Consider the following 21,659-nt stretch of genomic DNA (forward strand, 5'->3'; position numbering starts at 1 on the left):
TCGCTTGGGTTTCTGGCTTTCCGAGGTCGATGCTTCGCGCTGTGGACCTGGTGTTCGAGCACGACCCCCGCGGCGAGACCTTCACGCGCATCACCCGTGGCGACGGGGTGGTACTCGGGTTGCCTTCGTACTCGCGCAAGTTCCGCGTCCCGCACGACCTCGCGCACGCCGCGGTGGAACGCTCGCTGGGTCTGTCCGGCGGCATCTTCGGCTGCATCGCGGCGGGCGGCGTGTTCGACAACATGACTGTGCTGCACGGGAAACCCCGCCACGACGCCCGGGACCGCAGCCGCCGGGTCCTGAAGGCGGCTTCGGGGTCCATCGCCGTGGCGGAAAGTCTGGTTGGCGTGCTGCATCGCGCGGTGGAACATCGCCGGCGCCCGCCGTTTGCCGCCGCGCGGGAGGCCTGGGGTGTGATCCGGGCGGAGCCGTATCCCTTTGGTGACGCCGATATCCGTGGGGCGGTGGAGTCGCTGGCGGGGCTGGTTGAGGTGTGGAGTCACCAGGCTGAGCCGTTGGAGTTTGCGTGGCCGTCGCGGCTTCGGGCTGGGTAGGTGTTTTTTTGGGGGTTGACTCGGTTGGTCGGCTTTGCGGTCGGCGGTTGGAGAACTCCGCTGAGCTGGGCGGATGGACGTCGGGGCGAGGTGTCGCGCGCGTTCGGTTCTCGCGCTCTGCATGCATGGCTGGGCCAGTTGTCCACAACTGTGGCGTCCTGTGGACAACCTGCCTGAGCAGCGGGTTTTGCCGGGGTGCCCCGGTAGAATGGATCATGGGCGGCCCCCGGGAGGGTGGGTTTACGGCCGTTGCGCGGGTGGGGCACGGCGTCAAGCCGCCGTGGGGATGAAAAGGCGCGGTGGGGCTGAAATCGGGCTGCCGTGGGGCGAAACGACACTGGGGGCAGCAAGACGCTGCGGACGCAAAGGCGCTGGGGGCAAGACGCTGGGGCACAAAGGCGCTGGGAGGCGGAAAGCCGCTTGGGGCGGCGGCGATAAGGCGCTTTGGGGAACGGCGCTGGGGCGGTAAGGCTCTTGGCGGGGCGGCGCCGGGGCGGAAAGGCTCTGGGGGGGCGTAAAAGCGCTGGGACCCGAGCCGCTGGGGGCCGTAATGCACCGGGGGGCGTAAGGCGCTGGGGGGGAGGTAAGGCGCTGGGGCGACGGCGCCAGGAGTGGAAAGGCGCTGGGGCACAAAGGTTCGAACAACGAAAGGGCGCTCGCCGGTGCGGAGCATCTACGTCGTCACCCATCCGGAGGCCACGCATCACGTCGAGAGAGTGGTGGGTGGGTGGTACGACTCGCAGCTGACGCCGGCCGGCGTTCGGGCGGCAGTTTCGATCGCGGCGGCGTTGCGAGCGCGGGTTCCCGACGACGCCGAGGTCGAGGTGGTTTCGTCGGATCTGCGGCGCGCGCGCCGTACGGCCGACGAGGTGGCGGGGGCGTTCGGTGTGAAGCCCATCGAGGAGCGCCGGTTGCGGGAGAGGTCGTACGGCGAGGCCGAGGGGCGGTCGCAGGAGTGGCTGGACCAGCGGTTCGTTCCGCCGCCGGCGAGTGGGGACCGGATGGGGCACGACGTGGGTGTGCGGGGTGCCGAGACCACGAGGACGTTCGCGCGGCGCGTTTACGCGGCCATGGAGGAGATCCTCCTACGCCGGTGTGAGCACCAGGTCATTGTGACGCACGGCGGGACCCTGACGTTCGTCGTGGCGTGTTGGATCGGGATGCCGGTCGAGTCGCTGGGCCGCGTGGACTTCCGGGCGCCCTCCGGAAGCATCACCACGTTGCGGGAAGACGACTACTTCCGCAACCACCAGCTCGCCAGCCTCGGCGATACCCGTCATCTCGACGGATGAGCGGCCGAACCCGGCTCACATGCCGCGGCTCAGCGCCTGCAAGCGGTCGACTGCCGTGGGGTCGCCGTCGAAAGTGACGTGGACGGCGTCGCGGCCGAAGACGAAGAGGAGGAGGTCCACGGGGTCGCCCGTGACGGTCACGACGGGGGTGCCGGATTTGACCTGGGCGGAGCGGCCGTCGGTATGGCGCAGGACGACGCCGACGGGGGCCTTGCGCAGGTTGAGTTTCGCGGACTGGCGGGCGAGGCGCCACGCGGCTTCGTCGCGAGACGGGTCGGCGGGGCGGGGTTCCCAGCCGGGCTGGGCGCGGCGGACGTCTTCGTGGTGGACGAGGAACTCGGCGCCGTTGGTGAGCTCGTTGAGGGGGCCGATGGCCATGGGCCAGTACCACGCCGGGCCGCGGCGGACCTGGTCGACGAGGGCGGGCCACGGCTTGGCGGCGTAGCCGTCCTGCACGCGCTTCGTGTAGCCGGCGAGCGCGGGCACCATGATGCCCGGCGACGCGTCGAGGCGGTGTTCGCGCACGATGAGGTGGGCCGCGAGATCGCGCGTCGCCCAGCCTTCGCACAAGGTCGGGGCGTCGGGGCCGACCTCGTCGAAGAGAGTGCTCAACGCCTGGCGTTCGTCTGCGGCAAGACCCATGTCAACGACATTACTCGCGAGTACACCCCCCGCGCCGGGACGAGACGACCACCACTGGGTGTTTCATCGAATCGTGAGCCGACTCTTCGAACCCCTCTCCCTGCGAGGCCTGACGCTGCCGAACCGAGCGTGGGTCTCGCCCATGTGCCAGTACTCCGCCACCGACGGCGTGCCCAACGACTGGCACCTCGTCCACCTGGGCCAGTTCGCCGTCGGCGGTGCCGGGCTCGTCCTGACCGAAGCCAGCGCCGTCACCCCGGAAGGCCGGATCAGCCCGCAGGACACCGGCATCTGGAACGACGAGCAGGTCGCCGCCTGGCGCCGTGTCACCGACTTCGTGCACGCGCAGGGCGCGGTGATCGGCATGCAGCTCGCGCACGCGGGGCGCAAGGCGTCCACTCGCCGGCCGTGGGAGGGCACCGGCACCGTGCCCGCGTCCGAGGGCGGCTGGCAGAGCGTCGGCGCGGACGACCAGCCCTTCGGCGACTACGCCCCCGCCCGTCCGCTGACCACCGACGAGGTCGCCCACCTCCCGGCCGACTTCGCCGCCGGCGCCCGCCGCGCGCTCGAGGCCGGGTTCGACCTGGTGGAGCTGCACCTCGCACACGGCTACCTCGGCCACCAGTTCCTGTCGCCGCTGTCCAACTCCCGCACCGACCGCTACGGAGGCGACTTCGAGGGCCGCACCCGGCTCGCGCTGGAGCTCACCGGAGCCGTGCGTGCGGAGATCGGCCCCGACGTCCCCCTGCTCACGCGCATCTCCGCCAGCGACTGGGCCGACGGCGGCTGGTCCCCCGACGACTCCGTGCACCTCGTGAAGCTGCTCGCCGACCGCGGCACCGACCTCGTCGACGTCTCCTCCGGCGGCAACGTGCCCCACCCCCGCATCCCCATCGGCCCGGGCTACCAGGTGCCGTTCGCCGAACGCATCCGCCGCGAGACCGCGGTGCCCACCGGCGCCGTCGGCATGATCACCGAACCGGAACAAGCGGAACAAATCGTCGCCACCGGCTCGGCCGACGCGGTGTTCCTCGCCCGCGCCCTCCTGCGCGACCCGCACTGGCCACAACGCGCGGCGCACGCGCTGGGCGCCGAGGTGCGGTGGGCGGATCAGTATTTGCGGGCGAAGCCGCGGCGCTGACGTGGGGCGCTACCTCACGAAGCCGAGGCGCTTCCGCGCTCGAGTCGAAGCCTGGTCGGTTGTCCGCCGTGGATGTCGCGAGGCCGCGGGAGATCAAGAACTCGGATGAGGGCGGCGATGACCGGGAGGGCGTGGCGGGGCAGGTGCCGGTAGACCCAGTCGGCAGCGAGCGCGAGAAAGGCCGCGAGGTCGCGCTCGACACCGGCCAGAAGGTGCCGGAGTTCGCCGGCCGGCACCTCGATCACCGGGCTGCCGGTCGGCGTCGCGTCGGCGGTGATCCGGACGATCTCGCCGTCGCGTTCAGCCAACGGACCGTGCCCGAGGCAGACTGAGCCGCCGAACGCGAAGACCTGGTTCCAGTCGCGCCATTCCTCCAGACCACTGCAGCAGCTCGGCCACGACACCACCCCCGTGGCGGCGTCGGTCACCTTGAGACCACCCGCCGCGAAGAGGCTGTCGAACGTGAGCAGGCCGTGCAGGAAGGACTCCAGCGCGTTGGCGGGGCGCGGCGGTCGGCCGTCGTCGCCGGGGTCGACGTCGTTGCAGCCGACCACGCACATCAGCGCTGTCCCGACTTCGAGGGGCGTGAGCTCGCCGCTCAGCGCGAGGTAACCGTCCGTTCGGGCCTCGGAGACAGGCCAGAGCGCGAAACCGTCTCGCGCGTGCACCTCGACAACGGGCTGCATCGTGATCACCCCGCGAAGTGTGGCGCGTCAGTACCTCGGCCTGCCTCCGCTTTTCGTCAGTGGTGGAACGCCGTCGACGTCGCCGGGTCGTGCTGGGGCTTGGTTTGGCGTTCCAGCTCGGGCAGGGCGCGGCGGAGGTCGTCCATCAGGAGGTCGGCCAGGTCGTGGGTGAAGCCGTTGCGGACGACGATGCGCAGCACCGCCAGGTCGGTGCGGTGTTCCGGGAAGGTGTAGGCCGGGACGAGCCAGCCGCGTTCGCGGAGGCGGCGGGAGACGTCGAAGACGTCGTAGGCGGTGATCTCGGGCTTGGTGGTGAAGGCGAAGACCGGGAGCTGGTCGCCGCGGGTCAGGAGCTGGAACGGGCCCAGGTCGGCGATGGCGGCGGACAGGTGGAGGGCCACGTCGCGCGAGGCTTGCTGCACGGCGCGGAAGCCTTCGCGGCCGAGGCGGACGAAGGTGTAGTACTGCGCGGCCACTTCGGCGCCGGGTCGGGAGAAGTTCAGCGCGAACGTGGGCATGTCGCCGCCGAGGTAGTTGACGTTGAAGACCAGCTCCGAGGGCAGCGCCTCGCGGTTGCGCCAGACGACCCAGCCGACGCCGGGGTACACGAGGCCGTACTTGTGGCCCGAGGTGTTGATCGACGCGACACGCGGCAGGCGGAAGTCCCACGCCAGGTCCTCGTCGAGGAACGGCGCGATCATCGCGCCCGACGCGCCGTCGACGTGGACGGGGATGTCCCAGCCGGTGCGGGCCTGCAGGTCATCCAGCGCGGCGGCGATCTCCGCGACGGGCTCGTAGCTGCCGTCGAAAGTGGACCCGAGGATCGCGACGACGCCGATGGTGTTCTCGTCGCAGTGCTTCACCGCCTCCTCGGCGGAAAGGTGCAACCGGTCGCCGTCCATGGGCACCAGGCGCGGCTCGACCTCCCAGTACTCGCAGAACTTGTCCCAGCACACCTGCACGTTCACGCCCATCACCAGGTTCGGCTTCCCGGTGCGGCCGAGCTTCGTCCAGCGCCGCTTCAGCGCCATGCCGGCGAGCATGCACGCCTCGGAGGAGCCCGTGGTCGAGCAGCCCATGATGTCCGCGGGGTCGGGGGCGTGCCACAGGTCGGCGAGGATGTTCACGCAGCGGCGCTCGAGCTCGGCCGTCTGCGGGTACTCGTCCTTGTCGATCATGTTCTTGTCGACGCACTCGGCCATCAGGTCACGCGCCTGCGGCTCCATCCACGTGGTGACGAACGTGGCCATGTTGAGCCGCGCGTTGCCGTCGAGCATCAGCTCGTCGCGCACGAGCTGCAACGCGGCGTCCGGCGGCAGCGAGGTGTCGCGAAGCTTGTTGTGCGGCATCACGAAGTCGGCCGCCAGGGCGGGATTCGCCCCTGCGTACATGGGGTTCGTGCCCGATTGACGGTTGGATCCGTTCTGTTCCCCGCTGTGCAGCACCATGCTTGCGACCGTACTGCCGCACCCCCGCCCGCGACAGCTCGTGACACCCGGCCGGGCGGCCCGTCAGCCCAGCGGCTCCACCTCCAGCACCTGCGCTTCGGGACCACACCGGAAGACCAGGCCGGCTTCGGTGCGGTCCGGCGTTGAAAGTTCAACCCCGTCGAGCCGGGCCCTCCACGCCCCGGGGATGCGGCCGATCGTCACGGTGCCCTCACCCGGCACGTCGGGCGTGCGCCGCAGCCGGGCGCGCAGCACGCCGTCGACGACCTCCGCCTGGCTGACCTCGACGTCCCGATCGACGACGGTCAGCGCCGGCTCCTCGAAATGGCTCGCCGGCCACCGGTTGGTGTAGAGGCCCCAGAGGCCGTCCGGGGTGTTGAGGCGGGCGTAGCCGAGCAGGACGTTGCCGCTCATCGGCTCGATGTCGGTGCGGTTGCCGTCGGCGTCGGCCGGGGTGTCGTTGCGCGGGTAGTACAGGCCGCCTTCGCGCCAGGTCGGGTTCATGAAGCGGTCGGCGTGGGCGAGCAGGCTGTCGAGCGTGGCGGCGTCGCCCATCTCCGACGCCCACGCCGCCACCCAGCCGAAGTCGCACGTGTCGGTGATGACGGGCTGGCCCATCACTTCCCGCGCCGGCGCCGAGCGGACGGACCGCGTGCCGTCCGGGCCGTCGACGAGGAACCGCTTGACCTGCTCCGGGTAACCGTCGTGGACGAAGTCGCGGTTCCACATGTTCATCAGCGCGCCGCACCACGCGTCCACCCACGGCGACGGTGCTTCGTTCGGCCGCACGCGCTTCGAGTCGGCGGTGATCATCATGTTGTAGTGGCCCGATTCGTCGAGCCGGCCGAAGTCGGCCCACGCGCGTTCGTAGCCGGCCACGACCTCCTCGGCGCGGCTGCCGCCGGTGATCAGGTCGTGGAGGCGGAAGCCGAGGATGGCCGGCTGGTTGCAGATCTGGAACACGCAGTTGGGCTCGCACGCCACGCCCAGGTAGCCGTTTTCGACCATCTGCCAGTAGATGTGGTCGTTGAGCGACTCGCGGTCGTAGGCGAACCGCTTCTCCTCGCCGCCCCAGAAGTACGACCAGTGCTGGAACGTCAACGATCCCGGCGCCGCGAACTCGTCGGCGGCGAAGAGGTAGTCGTGCAGCAGTGCCATCGACTGCACGTACGCGCTGTACATGATGTTGTCGCGCACCACGGGATCCCACTCCTCCTTGAGATCCCCGAGGTGCGCGTTGACCACCGCCCCGCCGCGGCTCACGTCGCGCCAGTACAGCCACACCTCGGGCAGCAGGATCTTCTCCACGAGCCGCCGCATCGTCGGCCGGAACAACCCGGGCGCGGCGGGCAGCCGGTGCCGGTGCGTCAGGGCCAGCGCGTACGCCATGTACGCGAGCTGGAACCGGTAGCCGCCGAAGTCGTCTTGGCCGGTTCCCTTGCCCTGCATGAAGGACCAGTCGTTGCGGAACTGGCGGGAGAGGTTGTCGAAGTGCCTGAGGTGACCGAGCTGCTGCCGATCCAGCGGCGGGTGGAGAGCGGGCATGCCCTCAAGTGAACACGGAAGCGGGCGGAAAAGCCCGTGTCGGATGGCACGAACGGTCCCCTCGCGCCGAAATGGCACGAACGGGCCGTTCGTGGGCCGTGACAACGTGGCGTGTACGCCGCGAAGCCGTGCGCGAACGGCGGCTCGCCGCCGCGACGACTCGCAGCTCCTGGAGATCGTCACGGCGGCGCTCGCGGCCGGCACCGACCGCGAAGACATTCTGAACGCCGGCTACGCAGCCCAGGACGAGATCCAACAAAGCGCGGGCGGCGAAGACGACCCGGCTGAAGACCATTTACTCGACATCATGGACAGGTTGGTTGGCTGGTGCCCACCCGGTGCCGCCCTCTGACGCCCGGCCCATGGGTGCGCCCCGGCGAACCGATGTGCCACGCACACGGCTGCGGCCAAAGCGATAGCGAAGCGAACGGGCCGGTCGTGCACCGTGACAACGTGGTGCGTACGCCGCGAAGCACGCAACGCGCGCCGCCCGACACGACAAAGCACGACAAGGCACGACAAAGGCCGCCCACCCCGAGGGGTGAGCGGCCCGTCAGCAAGAACCGTCAGGCCTGCTGCGCCTGCCACATCCAGTGCGCCTCTTCCAAGGCGCGCGTGATTTCGATCAGCAGGTCCTGCGTGACCAGGTCGCTCTTGTCGGTCTCGTCGATGCGCTTGCGGAGGCGCTCGATGAGCGACGCCAGGATGTCGACGATGGCGGCGACCGTGGATTCCACCGACTGCCAGTTGTCGGGGTAGTCCGGGACGCCCGAGCTTTCGACGACGGTCTTCGCCTTGCCGTTGGGCGAGATGCCGATGGCGTTGGCGCGCTCGGCGACCTCGTCGACGTACTGGCGGGCCGTGGCGACGAGCTCGTCGAGCTGCAGGTGGGCGCTGCGGAAGTTCTTGCCCACGACGTTCCAGTGGGCCTGCTTCGCGATCAGCGAAAGGTCCACGAGGTCGACGAGCGTCGCCTGCAGGGCGTTGCCCGTGATCTCCTTGTCGGCGTCGCTCAGGGGGCTCTTGATGGGAGAGTTGACCATCGGGTTGTCCTTTCTGTGTCGTGGTGGTGGAAGCCGGCCGGGAACGGGGTCAGACCGTGGTGATGAGCGCGACCTCGATGTTGCCCCGCGTCGCGTTCGAGTACGGGCACACCTGGTGCGCCTGCGCGACGAGCTCGTCGGCCTGGGCCTTGTCCATGCCGGGCAGCGAGACGTTCAGCGCGACGCCCAGCTTGAAGCCCACTTCCTGCTTGTACAGGCTGACCTCGGCGGTCACCGTCGACTCCGGCAGCTGCACCTTCCCCGCACGCGCCACGGCCTGCAGAGCGCTGTGGAAGCAGGCGGAATAGCCGGCGGCGAACAGCTGCTCGGGGTTGGTCTTGTCACCGCCAGGGCCACCCATTTCCTTCGGGATCGCCAGCGACTCGTCGATGACCCCGTCGGACGAGGTCACCTCGCCGTTGCGGCCCTCGCCTCGCGCGGTCGCGGCCGCGGTGTAGATCGCGTCAGCCATTCTTTCGCCTACCTCCTCGTTGGGACGCCCGGCTCAGCGTCTCATCGGTAACAACGTTCCGCATCAGCGGAACCTTGCCGCCGCATGGCAGGCATCACGCCGGGGAATACCCGGCGTCCAGCGGATGAAACCTCAGCGCGACAGGGTGAACTCGGCCACCTGGCGGCCGATGAGGCGCAGCGTGCGCACGCTCTTGTCGTCGGAGGCGCCGCCGGACTCGTCGAACTTGGTCTCGGCGGAGTTGATCGAACCACCCAGCGGGGTGGGCCAGCCGCGCAGCGCGTGCGTGATCGTGCGCAGCTGGTCGAGCGTGGTGACGGCGGCCTGCCAGCCGAAGGCGACGGCGGCGAGGCCGACGGGGCGGCCGTCGAGGTACGGACGGGTGTCTTCGCGCAGGTCCTCGACGTAGTCCAGGGCGTTCTTGACCAGCCCGGACAGCGCGCCGTGGTAACCCGGGGAGACCACGATCAGGCCGTCGGCGCGGCGGATGCTCTCGATCAGCCGCCTCGCGCGGTCGTCGCGCTCGCCCGCGGCCGTGTCGTAGAACGGCAGCACGAGCTCCGGCCCGGGGATCAGCTCGGTGTTCACCCCCAGCTCGGCCGCCGAGTCGAGGGCGATCCGCAGGGCGCGCTCGGACTGCGAGCCGTCGCGCAGTGAACCGCCGATCCCGAGCACCGTCTTGGCTGAAGTCACGTCCCCGAGGCTAACCCCTCGACTTAAGTGGAGGACCAGGATTTGGGACGGAGTTCTCGATCACAACTGGACCCACTACCTACTGACAAGTAACGTCGGGGTCCACAGCCGAGGAGGAACGATGGCGATCCCGCTCCAGGTCCGCGCCCAGGCCGCCGCCGCGCAGCTGGTCTTCTGGCTGCCCCGGCCCGTCCGGCGGCTCATCGCCGGCCCGCCGCTGCGGCGCGACGGGCAGGAGCTCGCCCTCGACGCCCAGCTTCTGCTGCGGTTGCAGCAGCTCACCGGCACCGCGCTCGTCGGCGACTCGGTCGAGGGCTCGCGCCTCGGGCTCGAGCTCGGCCGCCACCTGGTGAGCGGCAAGACGATCGAGCCCGTGGCCGTGCGCGACGTGGTGATCCCGTCCGGCGACGCGTCGCTCGACGCGACTCTCTACACACCCGCGGGACTGCCGGAGCCGTCCGGGCTGCTCGTGTTCTTCCACGGCGGCGGCTGGGTGGTCGGCTCCCGCGCCACGCACGACAACGCCGCGCGCTACCTCGCGAAGCACGCCGGCGTGCGCGTGCTGTCAGTGGAGTACCGGATGGCGCCGGAACACCCGTTCCCGACTCCGTTCGAAGACGCGCTGGCGGCGTTCGACTACGCCCACGCGAATGCCGCCGAGCTCGGCGCCGACGCCGACCGCATCGCCGTGGGCGGCGACAGCGCGGGCGGCAACCTCTCCGCAGCCTTGACCCTGGCGGCGGTGCGGCGCGGCGGCCCGGCACCGGCGTTCCAGCTGCTGATCTACCCCGCCGTGGACTTCACGACGCGCCGCCGCTCGCGCGAGATCTTCGGCGAGAAGCTGTTCCTCACCGACGAGTCGATGACCTGGTTCGAAGGCCACTACGTCCCCGCCGACACCGACAAGGCCGACCCGCGCCTGTCGCCCCTCGTCGCGACCGACCACAGTGGACTGCCGCCGGCGTTCATCATGACCGCGGGCTTCGACCCGCTGCGCGACGAGGGCGAGGCCTACGCGGAGAAGCTGCGCGAAGCAGGCGTGTCCGTCGCGGTGAGCCGGCAGCCGGACCTGATCCACGGGTTCCTGAACTTCACCGGCGTCGGCTCCCGATTCCGCGAGGCAACGGCCGAGCTGGCCGGCGCGCTGCGGCTGGGATTGGCGCGGCAGCAGAAGGAGAAATAGTCCCGGGCGACGGTCTCGCGGTGCTGGTGCAGGGCACTCTCCACGGCGAGCGCAACGAGCTTCGCCGGCCCTCGCGCGACAGCGCGCGCGGCCGATGGTCGCACCGGAGCGGATTGTCGATCGCGCGGACACAGTTCCGCGCGCGGGGCAGCCAGGCGCCGGCCGGGCACAGGACGAGCGTCGGCCGCCGAGAGAGAAATAGCCCCGGGCGACGGCCTCGCGAGACTGGTGAAGGACGGCACTCTTCACGGCGAGCGCAATGGCCCTCGCTCGACAGCGCGGGGGCTGACGAGGGTCGCACCGCAGCACAGTCACCGTGCGACGGTCAGCAGCACCAGTTGTCGAAAGCAGAAGGAGAGGAGGCTGGCGCAGGGCACTCGCCACGGCGAGCGCAACGAGCTTCGCCGGCCCTCGCTCGACAACGCGGCGCCGAAGACGGTCGCACCGCAGCACAGTCACCGTGCGCCGGTCGGCGGCAGCACCGGCGGCGGCTACGAAAGAAGGAACAGCCCCGGAAACCACCGGAGCCTGGTGCGGCGAACCGCACCAGGCTCCGAAAACCCCGGGTTCCGGGGGTGGTGACTACGCGCCCGGGACGGGCAACGGTGGCACCGGCAGCGGAGGCACCGGCAGGGAGCCGAGCAGTCCGCCCAGGATGCCGGTGACGGCACCCAGCAGGGCCTTCAGCAGGTCGCTCACGATCTTCAGCGGACCGGGCAGGTCCGGGATCGGCGGGAGCGGCAGCGGCGGGAGCTGACGCGGCGACGCCGACGGGTCGGCCAGCAGGCGGCTGGACTCGTCCGCACGGCCCTTGGCCGCCGACGAGAGCTGCTGCGTCTCCGACTGGATCGTGTAGCGCTTGCCCGCGGCGAGGTCGCCGAGGACAGGGCTGAGCTTGTCCAGGTCGGCACGTGTCAGACCGACGTTGCCGGCGTACGCGGCCTTCGTCAGGTCGTCTCGCATCTGGAGCACCTGCGCGCCGACCGCCTCGGTGGACGACGAGCCCTTGCCACCCGCAGGGCTCGCCGAGGCCATCCCCGAGGTGCCGACGGCCAGCAGACTGCCGGCGGCTACCAAGGCGATGATCCGCCCAATCTTGCCTTTCATTCCTTACCTCCTGGCCTCTGGAGACCTGACGGGTAAATCGATACCCGCCGTGTCGACCCAGCACCAGCCGATCACCGGATAGGGACGTTTTCTAACCCTTACGTGCCGAATCCGTCTTTCGGGAACATGCCCGCAATTGATTAACGTGGACGGCTTGCCCATCCCCCTGAAGATCATCATGACCGATCATGAATCGGACTCGGAGTAGCCGTCCGCCACGAATGGCCCTGCCGCTCACCCACACAGGTGTATTACGTGATCGTTTACCCTGATCACTCCGTCGGACCGCGTGTCGCCACTGCTCCGGTCGGGGTGTCCCCCACGCACGCACCGCCACAGGTGGAGTAGCCGGGTCACGGGCAGATCTCCGCCACGGAGACCAGCGGAAACAGCGCACGAATGCGCACCCGGCGAAGCACGCCGAGGTCAGCAAACGAATGCGCAAAAATATTCGCGAATTGTTTCGCGTCAGGAACAGAAGTTGCGCCGATTCAGAGCGGCAGGCCTTCTTCCAGATGCGTGAACGCGCGTTCCAGCAGCGCGACGAAATCGACGCTCTGGTCCGCCGCGGCCGCCAGCGCCGTGGAAAGGACGACGCCGACGACCGCGCCCGCCCAGTTGCGCACCTCGAAGTCACCGCGGGCGCGACCGGTCCGTTCGGCCGCCAGCTCGACGAGCATCGTGATGCCCGAGACGTAGTTGTCCATCACCTTCGCGCGCAGCTCCGGCACGGAGAACACGAGCAGCTGCCGGCGCCGCTCCTCGGCCCACGCCTCGGGCGGCAGGCTGTCGTACACCTCGCGCAGCGTCGCGCGCACGACCCCGAGCAGCGTCAGGTCCGCCGGCTGCCTCCGAGCGGCCTCGACGAGCAGCGGGTCGATGCGGTCGTAGAGGACCGTCGCCTCCTTCGTCGGGAAGTAGCGGAAGAACGTGCTCGGCGAGATGTCCGCGGCCGCGGCGATCTGCTCGACGGTGGTGGTCGAGTAGCCCTGCTCCTGGAACAGCCGCAGCGCGTGCCGCTGGATCGCTTCGCGCGTGCGGGCCTTCTTGCGTTCGCGCAGGCCTGTCGGTTCAGCCGGGGTCATGCGGCGATTGTCGCTGTCGCTCTCGTTTGACAGCAACTGTCACGAAGATCGCCCCAAAAGAAGTTGCACGCGCGTACCAGGATTTGCTCTCATGAGGTACGTGCCCTTCGAGCCGTACCGCCAGGTGCTGACCCTGTCCCGAGTCCGTCCGTCGATGGCGCTGATGTTCTTCGCGCGCCTGCCGATGACGATGACCGGTGTCACGCTCACCCTGTACGTGGTCACCAACCTGGGCCACGGCTACGGCGCGGCCGGCATCGTCGGCGCCGCCACCACGCTCGGCATGGCGCTGGGCGCGCCGCTGCTCGGGCGCACGATCGACCGCTACGGCCTGCGTCCGGTGGTCGCCGTCTGCGGCATCGCGTCCACGGCGTTCTGGGTCGCGGCACCCCACCTCTCCTACGCGGTGCTGGTGGCGTGCGCGCTGCCCGCCGGGTTCCTGTCCGTGCCCGCGGGCTCGCTGGCGCGCCAGATCCTGGCGGCGCTGGTGCCCGCCGAGCACCGGCGCGCGGCCTACTCGCTCGACACGATCCTGGTCGAGGCGTCGTTCATGATCGGCCCGGCGGCCGGCATCGCGGCGATTACGTCGCTGTCGGCCACGTTCACGCTCAGCGGCATCGGCGTGCTCTTCGGCAGCACGGCCTTGCTCATCTTCCTGCTCAACCCGCCGATCCGGAACGAGGACGAGCTCGCCCCCGTCGGCTCGGTCCGGCCGCCGCTGCGGTCATGGCTCACCGGCCGCCTGCTCGCGACGCTGCTGGTGGCCGCGGGCGCGCTGTTCTGCCTGGTCGGCACGGAGGTGGCGACGCTGGCGGCCCTGCGCTCCCACGGTGACGTCGGCTGGACCGGCCTGGTCATCGCGGTGATGTGCGCGGCGTCGATGCTCGGCGGAATCGTGCACGGCGCCGTGAAGAAGTCGCTGCCGCAGGGCGTGCTGATGCTGCTGCTCGCGGCGCTGGTCTTGCCGGTGGGGCTGGCGGACCAGCCGTGGTGGCTGCTGATGCTCGTGCTGATCCCGACGAACCTGCTCTGCGCCCCGACGCTGGCCGCGACCACGGAGACGGTGAGCGCCATCGCGCCCCCGGCCGTGCGCGGCGAGGCGATGGGGCTGCAGGACGCGTCGACGCGGCTCGGGCTGGCCGCGGGCAGCCCCGTGGTGGGCTTCGCGATCGACCACTCGAGCCCGGCGTGGGGCTTCGTCGCCGCGGGTGCCGGTGGTCTGGTCCTGGCCGCCGCGGGCCTGCTGTGGACGCACCGGCGCCGGGCCGCAGCTGCGCCGGCGATGGCCGCGGCTGTCCAGGCTCGCCGCTGACCAACCCGCCCCAATGCGGCGTTGCACCCAACGCGGCGTTCGGTGCGTTCAGCGCACCCAACGCCACATTGGGGTGCTTGGGTCAGCTGCAGGCTTTGCGCAACGCGTCGAGCTTCGCGACGTTCCGCTTGGCCCACGCGGCGACCACGCCGGCGTCCTGGATGTGTTCCTTCTGCACCTCGACGTAGGAGTCGGCCATGCCGAGCAGCGCGTTCTTCACGTCCTGCTCCTGCACGTCGGCTGCCAGCGCGCGCAGGCGTTGTTCCTTGTCCTGCGCGCGGGCCTTCAGCTTGTCGGGGTCGACCAGCGGGTTGAGGTCCGCCAGGCCCAGCGCCTGCGTGCAGGTGCTGACCTTGTCGGCCGTCGAGCTGGCCGTGTCCACCGCCGAGTCGACCTGGTCGCACCCGGCCAGCAACGCTCCGGCGGCCGCCAGCGCGACCACCGCTCCCCACCTCGTCATGGATCCAGCGTAGCGGGATCGCGGGGCCCGGAACGGCCCCGCGAGCACCTTCACCCCTTCACGCAGACGACCTGCTTGAGGTGCGCCACGACCTCCACGAGGTCGGTCTGCGCCTCGATCACCGCGTCGATGTCCTTGTAGGCCGCCGGGATCTCGTCGACCACGCCGGTGTCCTTGCGGCACTCGACACCGTCGGTCTGGGCCGCGAGGTCGGCCGCGGTGAAGGTCTTGCGCGCCTTCGTCCGCGACATCCGCCGCCCCGCGCCGTGCGAAGCCGACTCGAACGACGCCGTGTTGCCGAGCCCGCGCACGATGTACGAGCCGGTGCCCATGCTGCCCGGGATGATCCCGAGGTCACCCGCGCCGGCCCGGATCGCGCCCTTGCGGGTGACGAGCAGGTCGACGCCGTCGTAGGTCTCCTCGGCGACGTAGTTGTGGTGGCAGCTGATGGCGTCGTCGAACGTCGTCCCCGGGATCACCTCGGCGACGGCGAGCTTGATCAGGGCGACCATCGTCGCGCGGTTGCGCGCCGCGTAGTCCTGCGCCCAGAACAGGTCCCGCCGGTAGGCCGCCATCTCCGGCGTGCCCGCGACGAACACGGCCAGGTCGCGGTCGGGCAGGTCCGCGTTGTGCGGCAGCTTGCGCGCCACGGCCATGTGCCGCTCCGCGAGCTCCTTGCCGATGTTGCGCGAACCCGAGTGCAGCATCAGCCACACGCGGCCCTCGTCGGCGCCGCCCTGTTCCAGGCAGACCTCGATGAAGTGGTTCCCGCCGCCGAGGCTCCCGACCTGGCGCGCCGCGCGGTCGTGCAGGCCCTGCACGCCCTCGTGGAGGTCGCCGAACGACTTCCAGAACGCGTCCCAGCCGCCCACGCCGTGGACCTTCGCGGGGTTCACGGGCGTCTTGTGCAGCCCGAAGCCCACCGGCACCGCCGACTCGATGCGCCGCCGCAGCCGGCCGAGGTCGTCGGGCAGGTCGGCCGCGGTCAGCGACGTGCGCACCGCGCTCATCCCGCACCCGATGTCGACGCCCACCGCCGCCGGCGACACCGCGTCACGCATGGCGATCACGCTGCCCACGGTGGCGCCCTTGCCGTAGTGGACGTCCGGCATCACCGCGACGCCGTGCACCCAGGGCAGATTGGCGACGTTGCGCAGCTGGCGCATGGCCTGTTCCTCGACCGACGTGGGGTCGGCCCACATCCGGATCGGGACGCGAGCACCGTCTACCGCCGTGTACATGACTTTCCTTTCCTGGCTGGGATTCTTCGAAGAGCATCCCCCGGGACGACGAGTCGGCGCCACGGGTTTTCGCCGCGGCGGATTCACCGGCGAAACGAAATCGTGGCTCCCGGCGATATCGGGCACGATGACGGGCCTGGCGCCCGACGCGCCCCGCGGGAGGAACGTCCGTCCATGAAGAACTCTTTTCGCGCGCTGCTCGCGGTCGTCTTGCTGGCCGGGTTTCCGCTGCTGGTGCTGGCGCTCGTCGCCGCGATCGTCGTGGTGGAGGTGTTCGCGTTCCGCAACCGGCTTTCCCACGGGCTGGAGTTCGCCGTCTTCGCCGCGCCCGCGACATACGTGCTGCTGCGGGCACTGTTCACCTTCGACCGCGCAGGCGACGCCCCGGGTCTTCCGATCACCGGAGAGGCCCAACCCGAATTGTGGGCCCTGGTCCGCGAAGTGGCCGAAGCCGTCGGAACCGCGCCGCCTGACGAGATCCGGATCATGAACCGGGCCAACGCGGCGGTGTCCGAGCGGACGCACTGGTTCGGGCTGCGCGTCACGGGGCGCACGCTCTTGATCGGTGCCCCTCTGTTCGCGGGCCTGCGCGTGACCGAGCTGCGGGCTGTGCTCGGCCACGAGTTCGCGCACTACAGCAACCGCGACACCCGGTTCGCCGGCGCGACCTACCGCGGTGGCGTGGCGATCCTGCGAGTCCTGAGTGGACTCGACGGGGCGTCGTGGTTCAGCCTGCTGCTGCGTCCGATGTTCCACGTGTACGGCTGGGTGTACTTCGCCGTGTCGGCGCGGGTGAGCCGCGATCAGGAGCTGGCCGCCGACGTCGCGGCCGCGCAGGTCGCGGGCACAGCCGCGGCGACCAGTGCCCTGCGCGAGATCAAGGCACTCGGCGCCGTGTGGCTGGTTTTCGCCCGCGAGTACCTGCTGATGGGCTGGGACGCCGGTTACCTGCCCGACCGGCCCGCCGAGGGGTACCGGCGGCTGCTGACCGACGAAACCCGCGCCAGCGAAACAGCGCGGCCGAGCCAGAACCCACCGGAGGAAAAGCCGTCGCCGTTCGACAGCCACCCGCCCACGGCCGAGCGCATCAGGGTGCTCGAAGCGGCCGGTGTCATCCCGGGGCCCGGGCCTGAGAACCGGCCGGCGAGCGAACTCCTCCGCAACGCCGAGGCGGTCCTCGACACGGCGTGGTTCGCCGATCTGTCGGACGAAGGCCGCACGAAGCAGCGCACCGACTGGGACACACTCGCCGACGTCTCTTCACGGCACAAGTTCGGTGAGCTGGCCGCGAAAGTCCTGCGGGACCGTTCGGTGAGCGACGTGCTCGACGCGCTGGATGCCGGGCGGTTGGCGGACCTGGCCGATCCCGACCTGCCGATTCCGGCCGACGCGGACGAACAGACTCGCCGGCAGCTCGTGACCGAGTCCGCTCGCATCCGGCTGTCGTTCGTGGCCCTGTCGCAGGCCGCCGGCGCGGGCGGGGCGCAGTGGACCATCTCGTGGTCGAAGGTGGACGCGCTCCTGCTGACCCCGAGGTACAACGGAACGCTCTTGCCCGCGATCGATGCCGCCGTAGCCGGAGACTCTGCCGCCCTGCGCGCGCTCCTGAGCGAACCCAACCGCGTTCCGTCGGCTTGATTCCCGCGGCGAACCCGGCGCCCGCTCCACAATGGATCAACCGGCGAACCGTCCGAATAGCACGATTTGCCGGAGTAACCCGGAGAACTTCGTTTCGTGAGCGAAACGAAATCGAGGTTCCCGGCGATATCGGGCACGATGATCGAGCCCGGCGCTCGTAGCGCCACTGGGGGAGGATTCCGCTTTTCCATGAAGAACTCTTCGCGAGCGTTGCTCGCTGTCGTCCTGCTGGCCGGATTTCCGGTGCTCGTGCTGGTGATCGTTGCCGCCCTCGTCGCGCTGGAGATCTACGCGTTTTCCGACTCGCCGTCCATCGGGGTTCGTCTCGCTTTCTTCGCCGTGCCCGCGATCTACGTGCTGCTGCAGGCGCTGTTCACCATCGAGCGCGGCCGCGACGACGAAGTCTCCGGCCTGCCGCTCACCCGTGAAGCGCAGCCTGAACTGTGGGCGCTGGTCCGTGAGCTGGCCGAGGCAGTCGACACCCGGCCGCCCGACGAGATCTACCTGATCCCGCAGGTCAACGCGTCGGTCTACGAACAGACGCGCTGGCTCGGACTGCGGGTCACGCGCCGACGGATGTTCATCGGCGCGCAGCTGTTCGCCGGGCTGCGGATTGATCAGCTGCGCTCCGTGCTCGGCCACGAGCTGGCGCACTACAGCAACCGCGACACTCGCTTCGCGGACGTGACCTACCGCGGCCGGCAGGCGATCGGCCGGGTCGTGGACGGACTGGCCGACGCGAATGGGCTCGGCTGGTTGCTGCGCCCCCTGTTCAACGGCTACACCAAGCTGTATTTCACGGTGTCCATGCGGGTCAGCCGCGACCACGAACTGGCCGCCGACGCCGCGGCCGCGCGGGTCGCGGGCACCGCCGCGGCGACGAGCGCGCTGCGCGAGAGCGAAGCGCTCGAGGTTCTCTGGCAGTTCTACCTGGACACCTACGTGGGGATGGGCTGGCGGGCCGGATACCTGCCGGACCGGCTGGCAGACGGCTTCCGGCAGCTGCTGGCCGACGAGCACCGCGTCGAGGAGCTCGCCGAGGTGCGGCGAAACCCGCCCCCGCAGAAGGTTTCGCCGTTCGACCGCCACCCCGCGACGCCCGCACGCATCGCCGTGCTCGAAGCCGCTCCCGAGGTGCCGGTGCTCCCGGGCGGCGAACGTCCGGCAACCAGGATCCTCCGCGACGCCGATACTGTCCTCGACGCCGCGATGCTCACAGGCTTGTCCGCCGAAGCCCGATCGAAGCAACGCACGGACTGGCAGACGCTCGTCGACATCTCCATGCGGCACCAGCTTCGCAAAGCCACGGACAAGATCCTCCGCAGCCGCTCGGTGACCGACCTGCTCGACGCCCTCGACGCCGGGAAGCTCGAAGACGTCGCAGACTCCGACGTCAAGGTCCCGCCCAACGCCGGACCGCGGGCGCGGCGCGAGCTGCTCGGCGCCTCCGCACGCGCCAATCTGTCCATTGTGGTCACCTCGGCGCTCGCCGCCGCGAAGGCCGCGCGCTGGGAGCTGTCGTGGTCCGGGCCGGCGAAGCTGGTGCTCACCGAGCCGTACGCCGAATCGCTCACCCCGGCGCTCGACGCCGCCGTCGCCGGGGACACCGGCGCGCTGCGGACGCTGCTCGCCGTAACCGAACCCGTTCTTTCCTGAGAGGAAGCCTTCCACCATGGGACTCGTAGGCCTGCTGTTCAACTCGAGACGCCGGAAGACGGCGTTCGCGCTGGCCAAGGCCGCCCGGGAACGCGGGATGAGCGTCGCGGAGTTCACCGCCTCGCTCAGCCGCGAAGACCTGGCGCGGTATGTCGCGCCGGACAAGAAGGCGCCGAAGGTCGAGATGCCGGACGTGACGAAGTTCGGCCTGCCGCCGGACAGCGAGGTCACGCGCGCCGACTTCATCCGCGACCGCGAGATCGACGAGGCCCAGCAGGCGTTGGTGACCGGCGGCTGGCAGCCGGCGGCGCGGCTGCTCTCCGAGATCGGCACCGACTGGGACCGGCGGACGGTCCTCGTCCGCCACCTCGGTGAGGTCGTGGCGAACGACGAGATCGGGCTCGAACACTGGCGGAGCGAGCAGCCGGACGACGCAGGCGCCGCCGCCGTCAACGCCGAGAGTCTCGTGCAGCTGGCCTGGCAGGTCCGCAGCGGGCTGGGGGCCGAGCATGTGAGCCGCGAGCAGTTCCAGAAGTTCTTCGCCATCCTCGAGTCCGCCGTGCCCGCGGTCGACGAAGCGGCGGCGCTGGCGCCCGAAGACCCCACGCCGTGGGTGACGATGCTGGCGGTCGCCCGCGGCCGGCAGTACGACAACGACGCGTTCCGCGAGGTGTGGCAGGAAGTGGTCACCCGCGACCCGCTGAACCTGCCCGCGTACGGGTCCGCGCTGCAGTACTGGTGCGAGAAGTGGTTCGGGTCGCACGAGCTGATGTGGGCGTTCGCCGAGGAAGGCGCGGCGAAGCACCCGAAGCTGGCGTGGCTGCCGCTGGTCGCGGCGCACGAAGCGGAGTACCGCGGGGTCGAGGGCGCGTGGCGGAACCCGCTGGTCGCGCCGGCCGTCGACCGGCTGCTGCCCTGGCTCGACGGCGAGGGCCGCGACGCGCCGGGCACGGCGACGAGCCGGGCGTACGCTGCGCGGGCGCTGGTGGAGCTCGGGCGCGGCGAGGAGGCCGTGGAACAGTTCCGGGAGCTCGGCGTGCACGCGGACGCCAACTTGTGGGCGTACAGCAGGAAGGGACCGGTCGTCGAGTTCCGCAAGATCCGGTACCTCGCGTGCCACCTCGCGGAAAAAGCGAAGTCCACAGTGGACTGACGGAAACGTTGTCCTCGCGGCGAGCGATATCCGACACGACCGAGCGAGGAGGTCCGGATGGCGCTGCGTGCCGTGGGGCTGCTGGTCGCGTTCTGGCTGGCGGTGGTCCTCCTCGTCGGCGGGTTCGTCGTGGGCGAGGTCGTGCTGTGCGTGGCGATGTCGCCCGCGGCACTGGCCCTGCTCGTCGTGGCGCCCGGGCTCGCGACGCTCGTGGCCGCGCTGTGCTCCCGCCCCGAACCCACACCGGCCATCCGGCTCACGCCCGCATCGACCCGGTTGTGGGAGCTGGTGCACTCCGCGGCGGACGACGTCGGCGTCGAGGCGCCGACGTCCGTCCGGCTCGACGCCGGCGTCGCGGTGCGGCTCGTGTCGCGCCGCCGGCTGGTCGTCGGGGTCCCGTTGCTCGCCGCGGTGAACCCGGAGCAGCTCAGCGCGTTGGTGCGGCGCGCGCTCGGCCAGGACGTGCGCTTCCGGCCGGCGATCGCGTGGGGTGCGCGGTTCCTCCCGCGGGTGCGCGACACCCTGGCCCACACACCGCGCTGGATCGCACCGGCCCGGCCCGCGGTAAGGGCCTTCACCGCGTACTACCTGCGGGTCGCCGAACGAGCCCTGGCCACGCCGGATCCGGCGGACGTGCGGTGGGAACGCGAGGTGATCGAAGAGCTCTGGGAGCTGTTCCTCGTCCGCTACGCCGCGCTCGGCCTGCGCGCGGGGTTCCTGCCGGCGCGGCCGATGGCCGGCTTCCGGCAGTTGCTCGACGCCCAGCTCCCCCTCGGCGACGAGCCCCGGGCCAGCGCCCTGCTCGCCCGCGACGAGACGCTCGACCACGCCTTCGCGCAGCTGCTCTCCGAGGAGCAGCGCGCCATGCCGCGCGCCGACTGGGACACGCTCGCCGACCTGTCCCAGCGGCACGAGGTGACGAGCTCGGCCCTCGAAGTCCTCGGCGGCCTCACCCTCGGGGCCGCGCTCGACCGGCTGGCCGCGGGTGAGCTCGCGTTCCTCGCCGAGCCCGGCGCTTCGGACGTCGTGGCCTCGGTCCGCCATCGCCTGGCCCTCGTGGTCACGGCGGCCCTGGCGGACGTGGGTGTCGTGCGCTGGCGCATGGCGTGGCCCGGCCCGCCCGAGCTGGTGATGGACGATCCCGGTGCGGAAGCGATCACGAGCGCGCTCGACGAAGCGGCAGCGCTGAAGCCGCAGGTCTTGCCGCTGCGGACACTGCTCGTGGTTTCGGGAGTGTCGCCGGACTTCCGGCCGGTCCGGCAGCCGATCTCGGCCGGATGAGACAGGGCCGCCTTCCCGGAGGAAGAC

21 protein-coding genes are annotated in these 21,659 nt (G+C 70.5%); 10 read left to right on the forward strand and 11 right to left on the reverse strand.

The features are described from left to right. Positions 1–41 precede the first annotated feature (41 nt). Both ACQPXB_RS46870 and ACQPXB_RS46875 read left to right on the forward strand, forming a co-directional pair. Entirely contained in the window at positions 42–554 is a 513-nt protein-coding gene (locus ACQPXB_RS46870) for a hypothetical protein (RefSeq protein ID WP_432848490.1), read from the forward strand. A gap of 662 nt (positions 555–1,216) precedes the next feature. Next, positions 1,217–1,846, forward strand: coding sequence for a histidine phosphatase family protein (locus tag ACQPXB_RS46875; RefSeq protein ID WP_432848491.1), 630 nt, complete (start codon positions 1,217–1,219; stop codon positions 1,844–1,846). A 15-nt stretch (positions 1,847–1,861) separates the two neighbouring features. On the opposite strand, the gene ACQPXB_RS46880 is transcribed toward ACQPXB_RS46875, so the two are convergent. Continuing rightward, entirely contained in the window at positions 1,862–2,488 is a 627-nt protein-coding gene (locus ACQPXB_RS46880) for a TIGR03085 family metal-binding protein (RefSeq protein ID WP_366584007.1), read from the reverse strand. Between the two features lie 73 nt (positions 2,489–2,561). On the opposite strand from ACQPXB_RS46880, the gene ACQPXB_RS46885 reads away from it, so the two are divergent. Beyond that, positions 2,562–3,629 (forward strand): NADH:flavin oxidoreductase/NADH oxidase, encoded by a 1,068-nt coding sequence (locus ACQPXB_RS46885; protein WP_432848493.1) that lies wholly within the window; start codon positions 2,562–2,564, stop codon positions 3,627–3,629. Between the two features lie 14 nt (positions 3,630–3,643). Here ACQPXB_RS46885 and ACQPXB_RS46890 read toward each other — a convergent pair whose 3' ends face one another. The 3 genes from ACQPXB_RS46890 to ACQPXB_RS46900 form a co-directional block, all read right to left on the reverse strand. Beyond that, positions 3,644–4,315, reverse strand: coding sequence for a hypothetical protein (locus ACQPXB_RS46890; RefSeq protein ID WP_432857133.1), 672 nt, complete (start codon positions 4,313–4,315; stop codon positions 3,644–3,646). A 56-nt stretch (positions 4,316–4,371) separates the two neighbouring features. Beyond that, positions 4,372–5,763 carry a glutamate decarboxylase gene (locus ACQPXB_RS46895; protein ID WP_366584009.1) on the reverse strand — a complete coding sequence of 464 codons (1,392 nt, stop codon included), beginning with the start codon at positions 5,761–5,763 and terminating at the stop codon, positions 4,372–4,374. A 63-nt stretch (positions 5,764–5,826) separates the two neighbouring features. After that, positions 5,827–7,308: a hypothetical protein gene (locus ACQPXB_RS46900; protein WP_432848495.1), complete on the reverse strand. Its 1,482-nt coding sequence runs from the start codon at positions 7,306–7,308 to the stop codon at positions 5,827–5,829. Between the two features lie 91 nt (positions 7,309–7,399). Here ACQPXB_RS46900 and ACQPXB_RS46905 point away from each other — a divergent pair, with 91 nt between their 5' ends. Continuing rightward, positions 7,400–7,660, forward strand: coding sequence for a hypothetical protein (locus ACQPXB_RS46905; RefSeq protein WP_432848497.1), 261 nt, complete (start codon positions 7,400–7,402; stop codon positions 7,658–7,660). A 214-nt stretch (positions 7,661–7,874) separates the two neighbouring features. On the opposite strand, the gene ACQPXB_RS46910 is transcribed toward ACQPXB_RS46905, so the two are convergent. The 3 genes from ACQPXB_RS46910 to ACQPXB_RS46920 all read right to left on the reverse strand — a co-directional run bounded on the left by ACQPXB_RS46910 (position 7,875) and on the right by ACQPXB_RS46920 (position 9,498). After that, a complete protein-coding gene (locus ACQPXB_RS46910) occupies positions 7,875–8,351 on the reverse strand; it encodes a Dps family protein (protein ID WP_366584012.1) in 477 nt (158 codons plus the stop codon). Positions 8,352–8,400: 49 nt separating this feature from the next. Beyond that, complete coding sequence (locus tag ACQPXB_RS46915; protein WP_366584013.1) at positions 8,401–8,823, reverse strand: organic hydroperoxide resistance protein; 423 nt, start codon at positions 8,821–8,823, stop codon at positions 8,401–8,403. Between the two features lie 132 nt (positions 8,824–8,955). Then, positions 8,956–9,498, reverse strand: a complete 543-nt coding sequence (locus ACQPXB_RS46920; RefSeq protein WP_432857136.1) for an NADPH-dependent FMN reductase — start codon at positions 9,496–9,498, stop codon at positions 8,956–8,958. 139 nt (positions 9,499–9,637) lie between these two features. Here ACQPXB_RS46920 and ACQPXB_RS46925 point away from each other — a divergent pair, with 139 nt between their 5' ends. Then, positions 9,638–10,699: an alpha/beta hydrolase gene (locus ACQPXB_RS46925; RefSeq protein ID WP_432848499.1), complete on the forward strand. Its 1,062-nt coding sequence runs from the start codon at positions 9,638–9,640 to the stop codon at positions 10,697–10,699. Between the two features lie 582 nt (positions 10,700–11,281). Here ACQPXB_RS46925 and ACQPXB_RS46930 read toward each other — a convergent pair. Both ACQPXB_RS46930 and ACQPXB_RS46935 read right to left on the reverse strand, forming a co-directional pair. Beyond that, positions 11,282–11,806, reverse strand: a complete 525-nt coding sequence (locus ACQPXB_RS46930) for a hypothetical protein (protein WP_366584016.1) — start codon at positions 11,804–11,806, stop codon at positions 11,282–11,284. A 491-nt stretch (positions 11,807–12,297) separates the two neighbouring features. After that, the gene (locus ACQPXB_RS46935) at positions 12,298–12,891 is read right to left on the reverse strand and encodes a TetR family transcriptional regulator (RefSeq protein ID WP_386944632.1); all 594 of its coding nucleotides are present in this window, start codon (positions 12,889–12,891) and stop codon (positions 12,298–12,300) included. A gap of 154 nt (positions 12,892–13,045) precedes the next feature. Here ACQPXB_RS46935 and ACQPXB_RS46940 point away from each other — a divergent pair, with 154 nt between their 5' ends. Continuing rightward, a complete protein-coding gene (locus ACQPXB_RS46940) occupies positions 13,046–14,203 on the forward strand; it encodes an MFS transporter (RefSeq protein WP_366584095.1) in 1,158 nt (385 codons plus the stop codon). A gap of 82 nt (positions 14,204–14,285) precedes the next feature. Here ACQPXB_RS46940 and ACQPXB_RS46945 read toward each other — a convergent pair whose 3' ends face one another. Further along, complete coding sequence (locus ACQPXB_RS46945) at positions 14,286–14,663, reverse strand: hypothetical protein (protein WP_432848501.1); 378 nt, start codon at positions 14,661–14,663, stop codon at positions 14,286–14,288. 50 nt (positions 14,664–14,713) lie between these two features. After that, the gene (locus ACQPXB_RS46950) at positions 14,714–15,904 is read right to left on the reverse strand and encodes an RtcB family protein (protein ID WP_366584019.1); all 1,191 of its coding nucleotides are present in this window, start codon (positions 15,902–15,904) and stop codon (positions 14,714–14,716) included. A gap of 174 nt (positions 15,905–16,078) precedes the next feature. Between ACQPXB_RS46950 and ACQPXB_RS46955 the strand changes: the two genes are divergently transcribed. From ACQPXB_RS46955 to ACQPXB_RS46970, 4 genes are all read left to right on the forward strand, one after another. Further along, positions 16,079–17,542 (forward strand): M48 family metalloprotease, encoded by a 1,464-nt coding sequence (locus tag ACQPXB_RS46955; protein ID WP_432848503.1) that lies wholly within the window; start codon positions 16,079–16,081, stop codon positions 17,540–17,542. 189 nt (positions 17,543–17,731) lie between these two features. Continuing rightward, the gene (locus tag ACQPXB_RS46960; RefSeq protein WP_432848505.1) at positions 17,732–19,198 is read left to right on the forward strand and encodes a M48 family metallopeptidase; all 1,467 of its coding nucleotides are present in this window, start codon (positions 17,732–17,734) and stop codon (positions 19,196–19,198) included. Positions 19,199–19,214: 16 nt separating this feature from the next. Next, positions 19,215–20,351 carry a DUF4034 domain-containing protein gene (locus ACQPXB_RS46965; protein ID WP_432848507.1) on the forward strand — a complete coding sequence of 379 codons (1,137 nt, stop codon included), beginning with the start codon at positions 19,215–19,217 and terminating at the stop codon, positions 20,349–20,351. A 57-nt stretch (positions 20,352–20,408) separates the two neighbouring features. Further along, complete coding sequence (locus ACQPXB_RS46970; RefSeq protein WP_432848509.1) at positions 20,409–21,632, forward strand: hypothetical protein; 1,224 nt, start codon at positions 20,409–20,411, stop codon at positions 21,630–21,632. The last annotated feature ends 27 nt before the right edge of the window (positions 21,633–21,659 follow it).

Source organism: Amycolatopsis sp. CA-161197, from assembly GCF_050942255.1.
Classification (GTDB): Bacteria; Actinomycetota; Actinomycetes; order Mycobacteriales; family Pseudonocardiaceae; genus Amycolatopsis.

Excerpts from the sequence above, each read along its gene's own strand:
- ACQPXB_RS46880 (WP_366584007.1), bottom strand. The coding sequence starts at position 2,488 with ATGGGTCTTGCCGCAGACGAACGCCAGGCGTTGAGCACTCTCTTCGAC.
- ACQPXB_RS46890 (WP_432857133.1), bottom strand. The coding sequence starts at position 4,315 with ATGCAGCCCGTTGTCGAGGTGCACGCGCGAGACGGTTTCGCGCTCTGG.
- ACQPXB_RS46895 (WP_366584009.1), bottom strand. The coding sequence starts at position 5,763 with ATGGTGCTGCACAGCGGGGAACAGAACGGATCCAACCGTCAATCGGGC.
- ACQPXB_RS46900 (WP_432848495.1), bottom strand. The coding sequence starts at position 7,308 with ATGCCCGCTCTCCACCCGCCGCTGGATCGGCAGCAGCTCGGTCACCTC.
- ACQPXB_RS46910 (WP_366584012.1), bottom strand. The coding sequence starts at position 8,351 with ATGGTCAACTCTCCCATCAAGAGCCCCCTGAGCGACGCCGACAAGGAG.
- ACQPXB_RS46915 (WP_366584013.1), bottom strand. The coding sequence starts at position 8,823 with ATGGCTGACGCGATCTACACCGCGGCCGCGACCGCGCGAGGCGAGGGC.
- ACQPXB_RS46925 (WP_432848499.1), top strand. The coding sequence starts at position 9,638 with ATGGCGATCCCGCTCCAGGTCCGCGCCCAGGCCGCCGCCGCGCAGCTG.
- ACQPXB_RS46930 (WP_366584016.1), bottom strand. The coding sequence starts at position 11,806 with ATGAAAGGCAAGATTGGGCGGATCATCGCCTTGGTAGCCGCCGGCAGT.
- ACQPXB_RS46935 (WP_386944632.1), bottom strand. The coding sequence starts at position 12,891 with ATGACCCCGGCTGAACCGACAGGCCTGCGCGAACGCAAGAAGGCCCGC.
- ACQPXB_RS46940 (WP_366584095.1), top strand. The coding sequence starts at position 13,046 with ATGGCGCTGATGTTCTTCGCGCGCCTGCCGATGACGATGACCGGTGTC.
- ACQPXB_RS46945 (WP_432848501.1), bottom strand. The coding sequence starts at position 14,663 with ATGACGAGGTGGGGAGCGGTGGTCGCGCTGGCGGCCGCCGGAGCGTTG.
- ACQPXB_RS46950 (WP_366584019.1), bottom strand. The coding sequence starts at position 15,904 with ATGTACACGGCGGTAGACGGTGCTCGCGTCCCGATCCGGATGTGGGCC.
- ACQPXB_RS46955 (WP_432848503.1), top strand. The coding sequence starts at position 16,079 with ATGAAGAACTCTTTTCGCGCGCTGCTCGCGGTCGTCTTGCTGGCCGGG.
- ACQPXB_RS46960 (WP_432848505.1), top strand. The coding sequence starts at position 17,732 with ATGAAGAACTCTTCGCGAGCGTTGCTCGCTGTCGTCCTGCTGGCCGGA.
- ACQPXB_RS46965 (WP_432848507.1), top strand. The coding sequence starts at position 19,215 with ATGGGACTCGTAGGCCTGCTGTTCAACTCGAGACGCCGGAAGACGGCG.
- ACQPXB_RS46970 (WP_432848509.1), top strand. The coding sequence starts at position 20,409 with ATGGCGCTGCGTGCCGTGGGGCTGCTGGTCGCGTTCTGGCTGGCGGTG.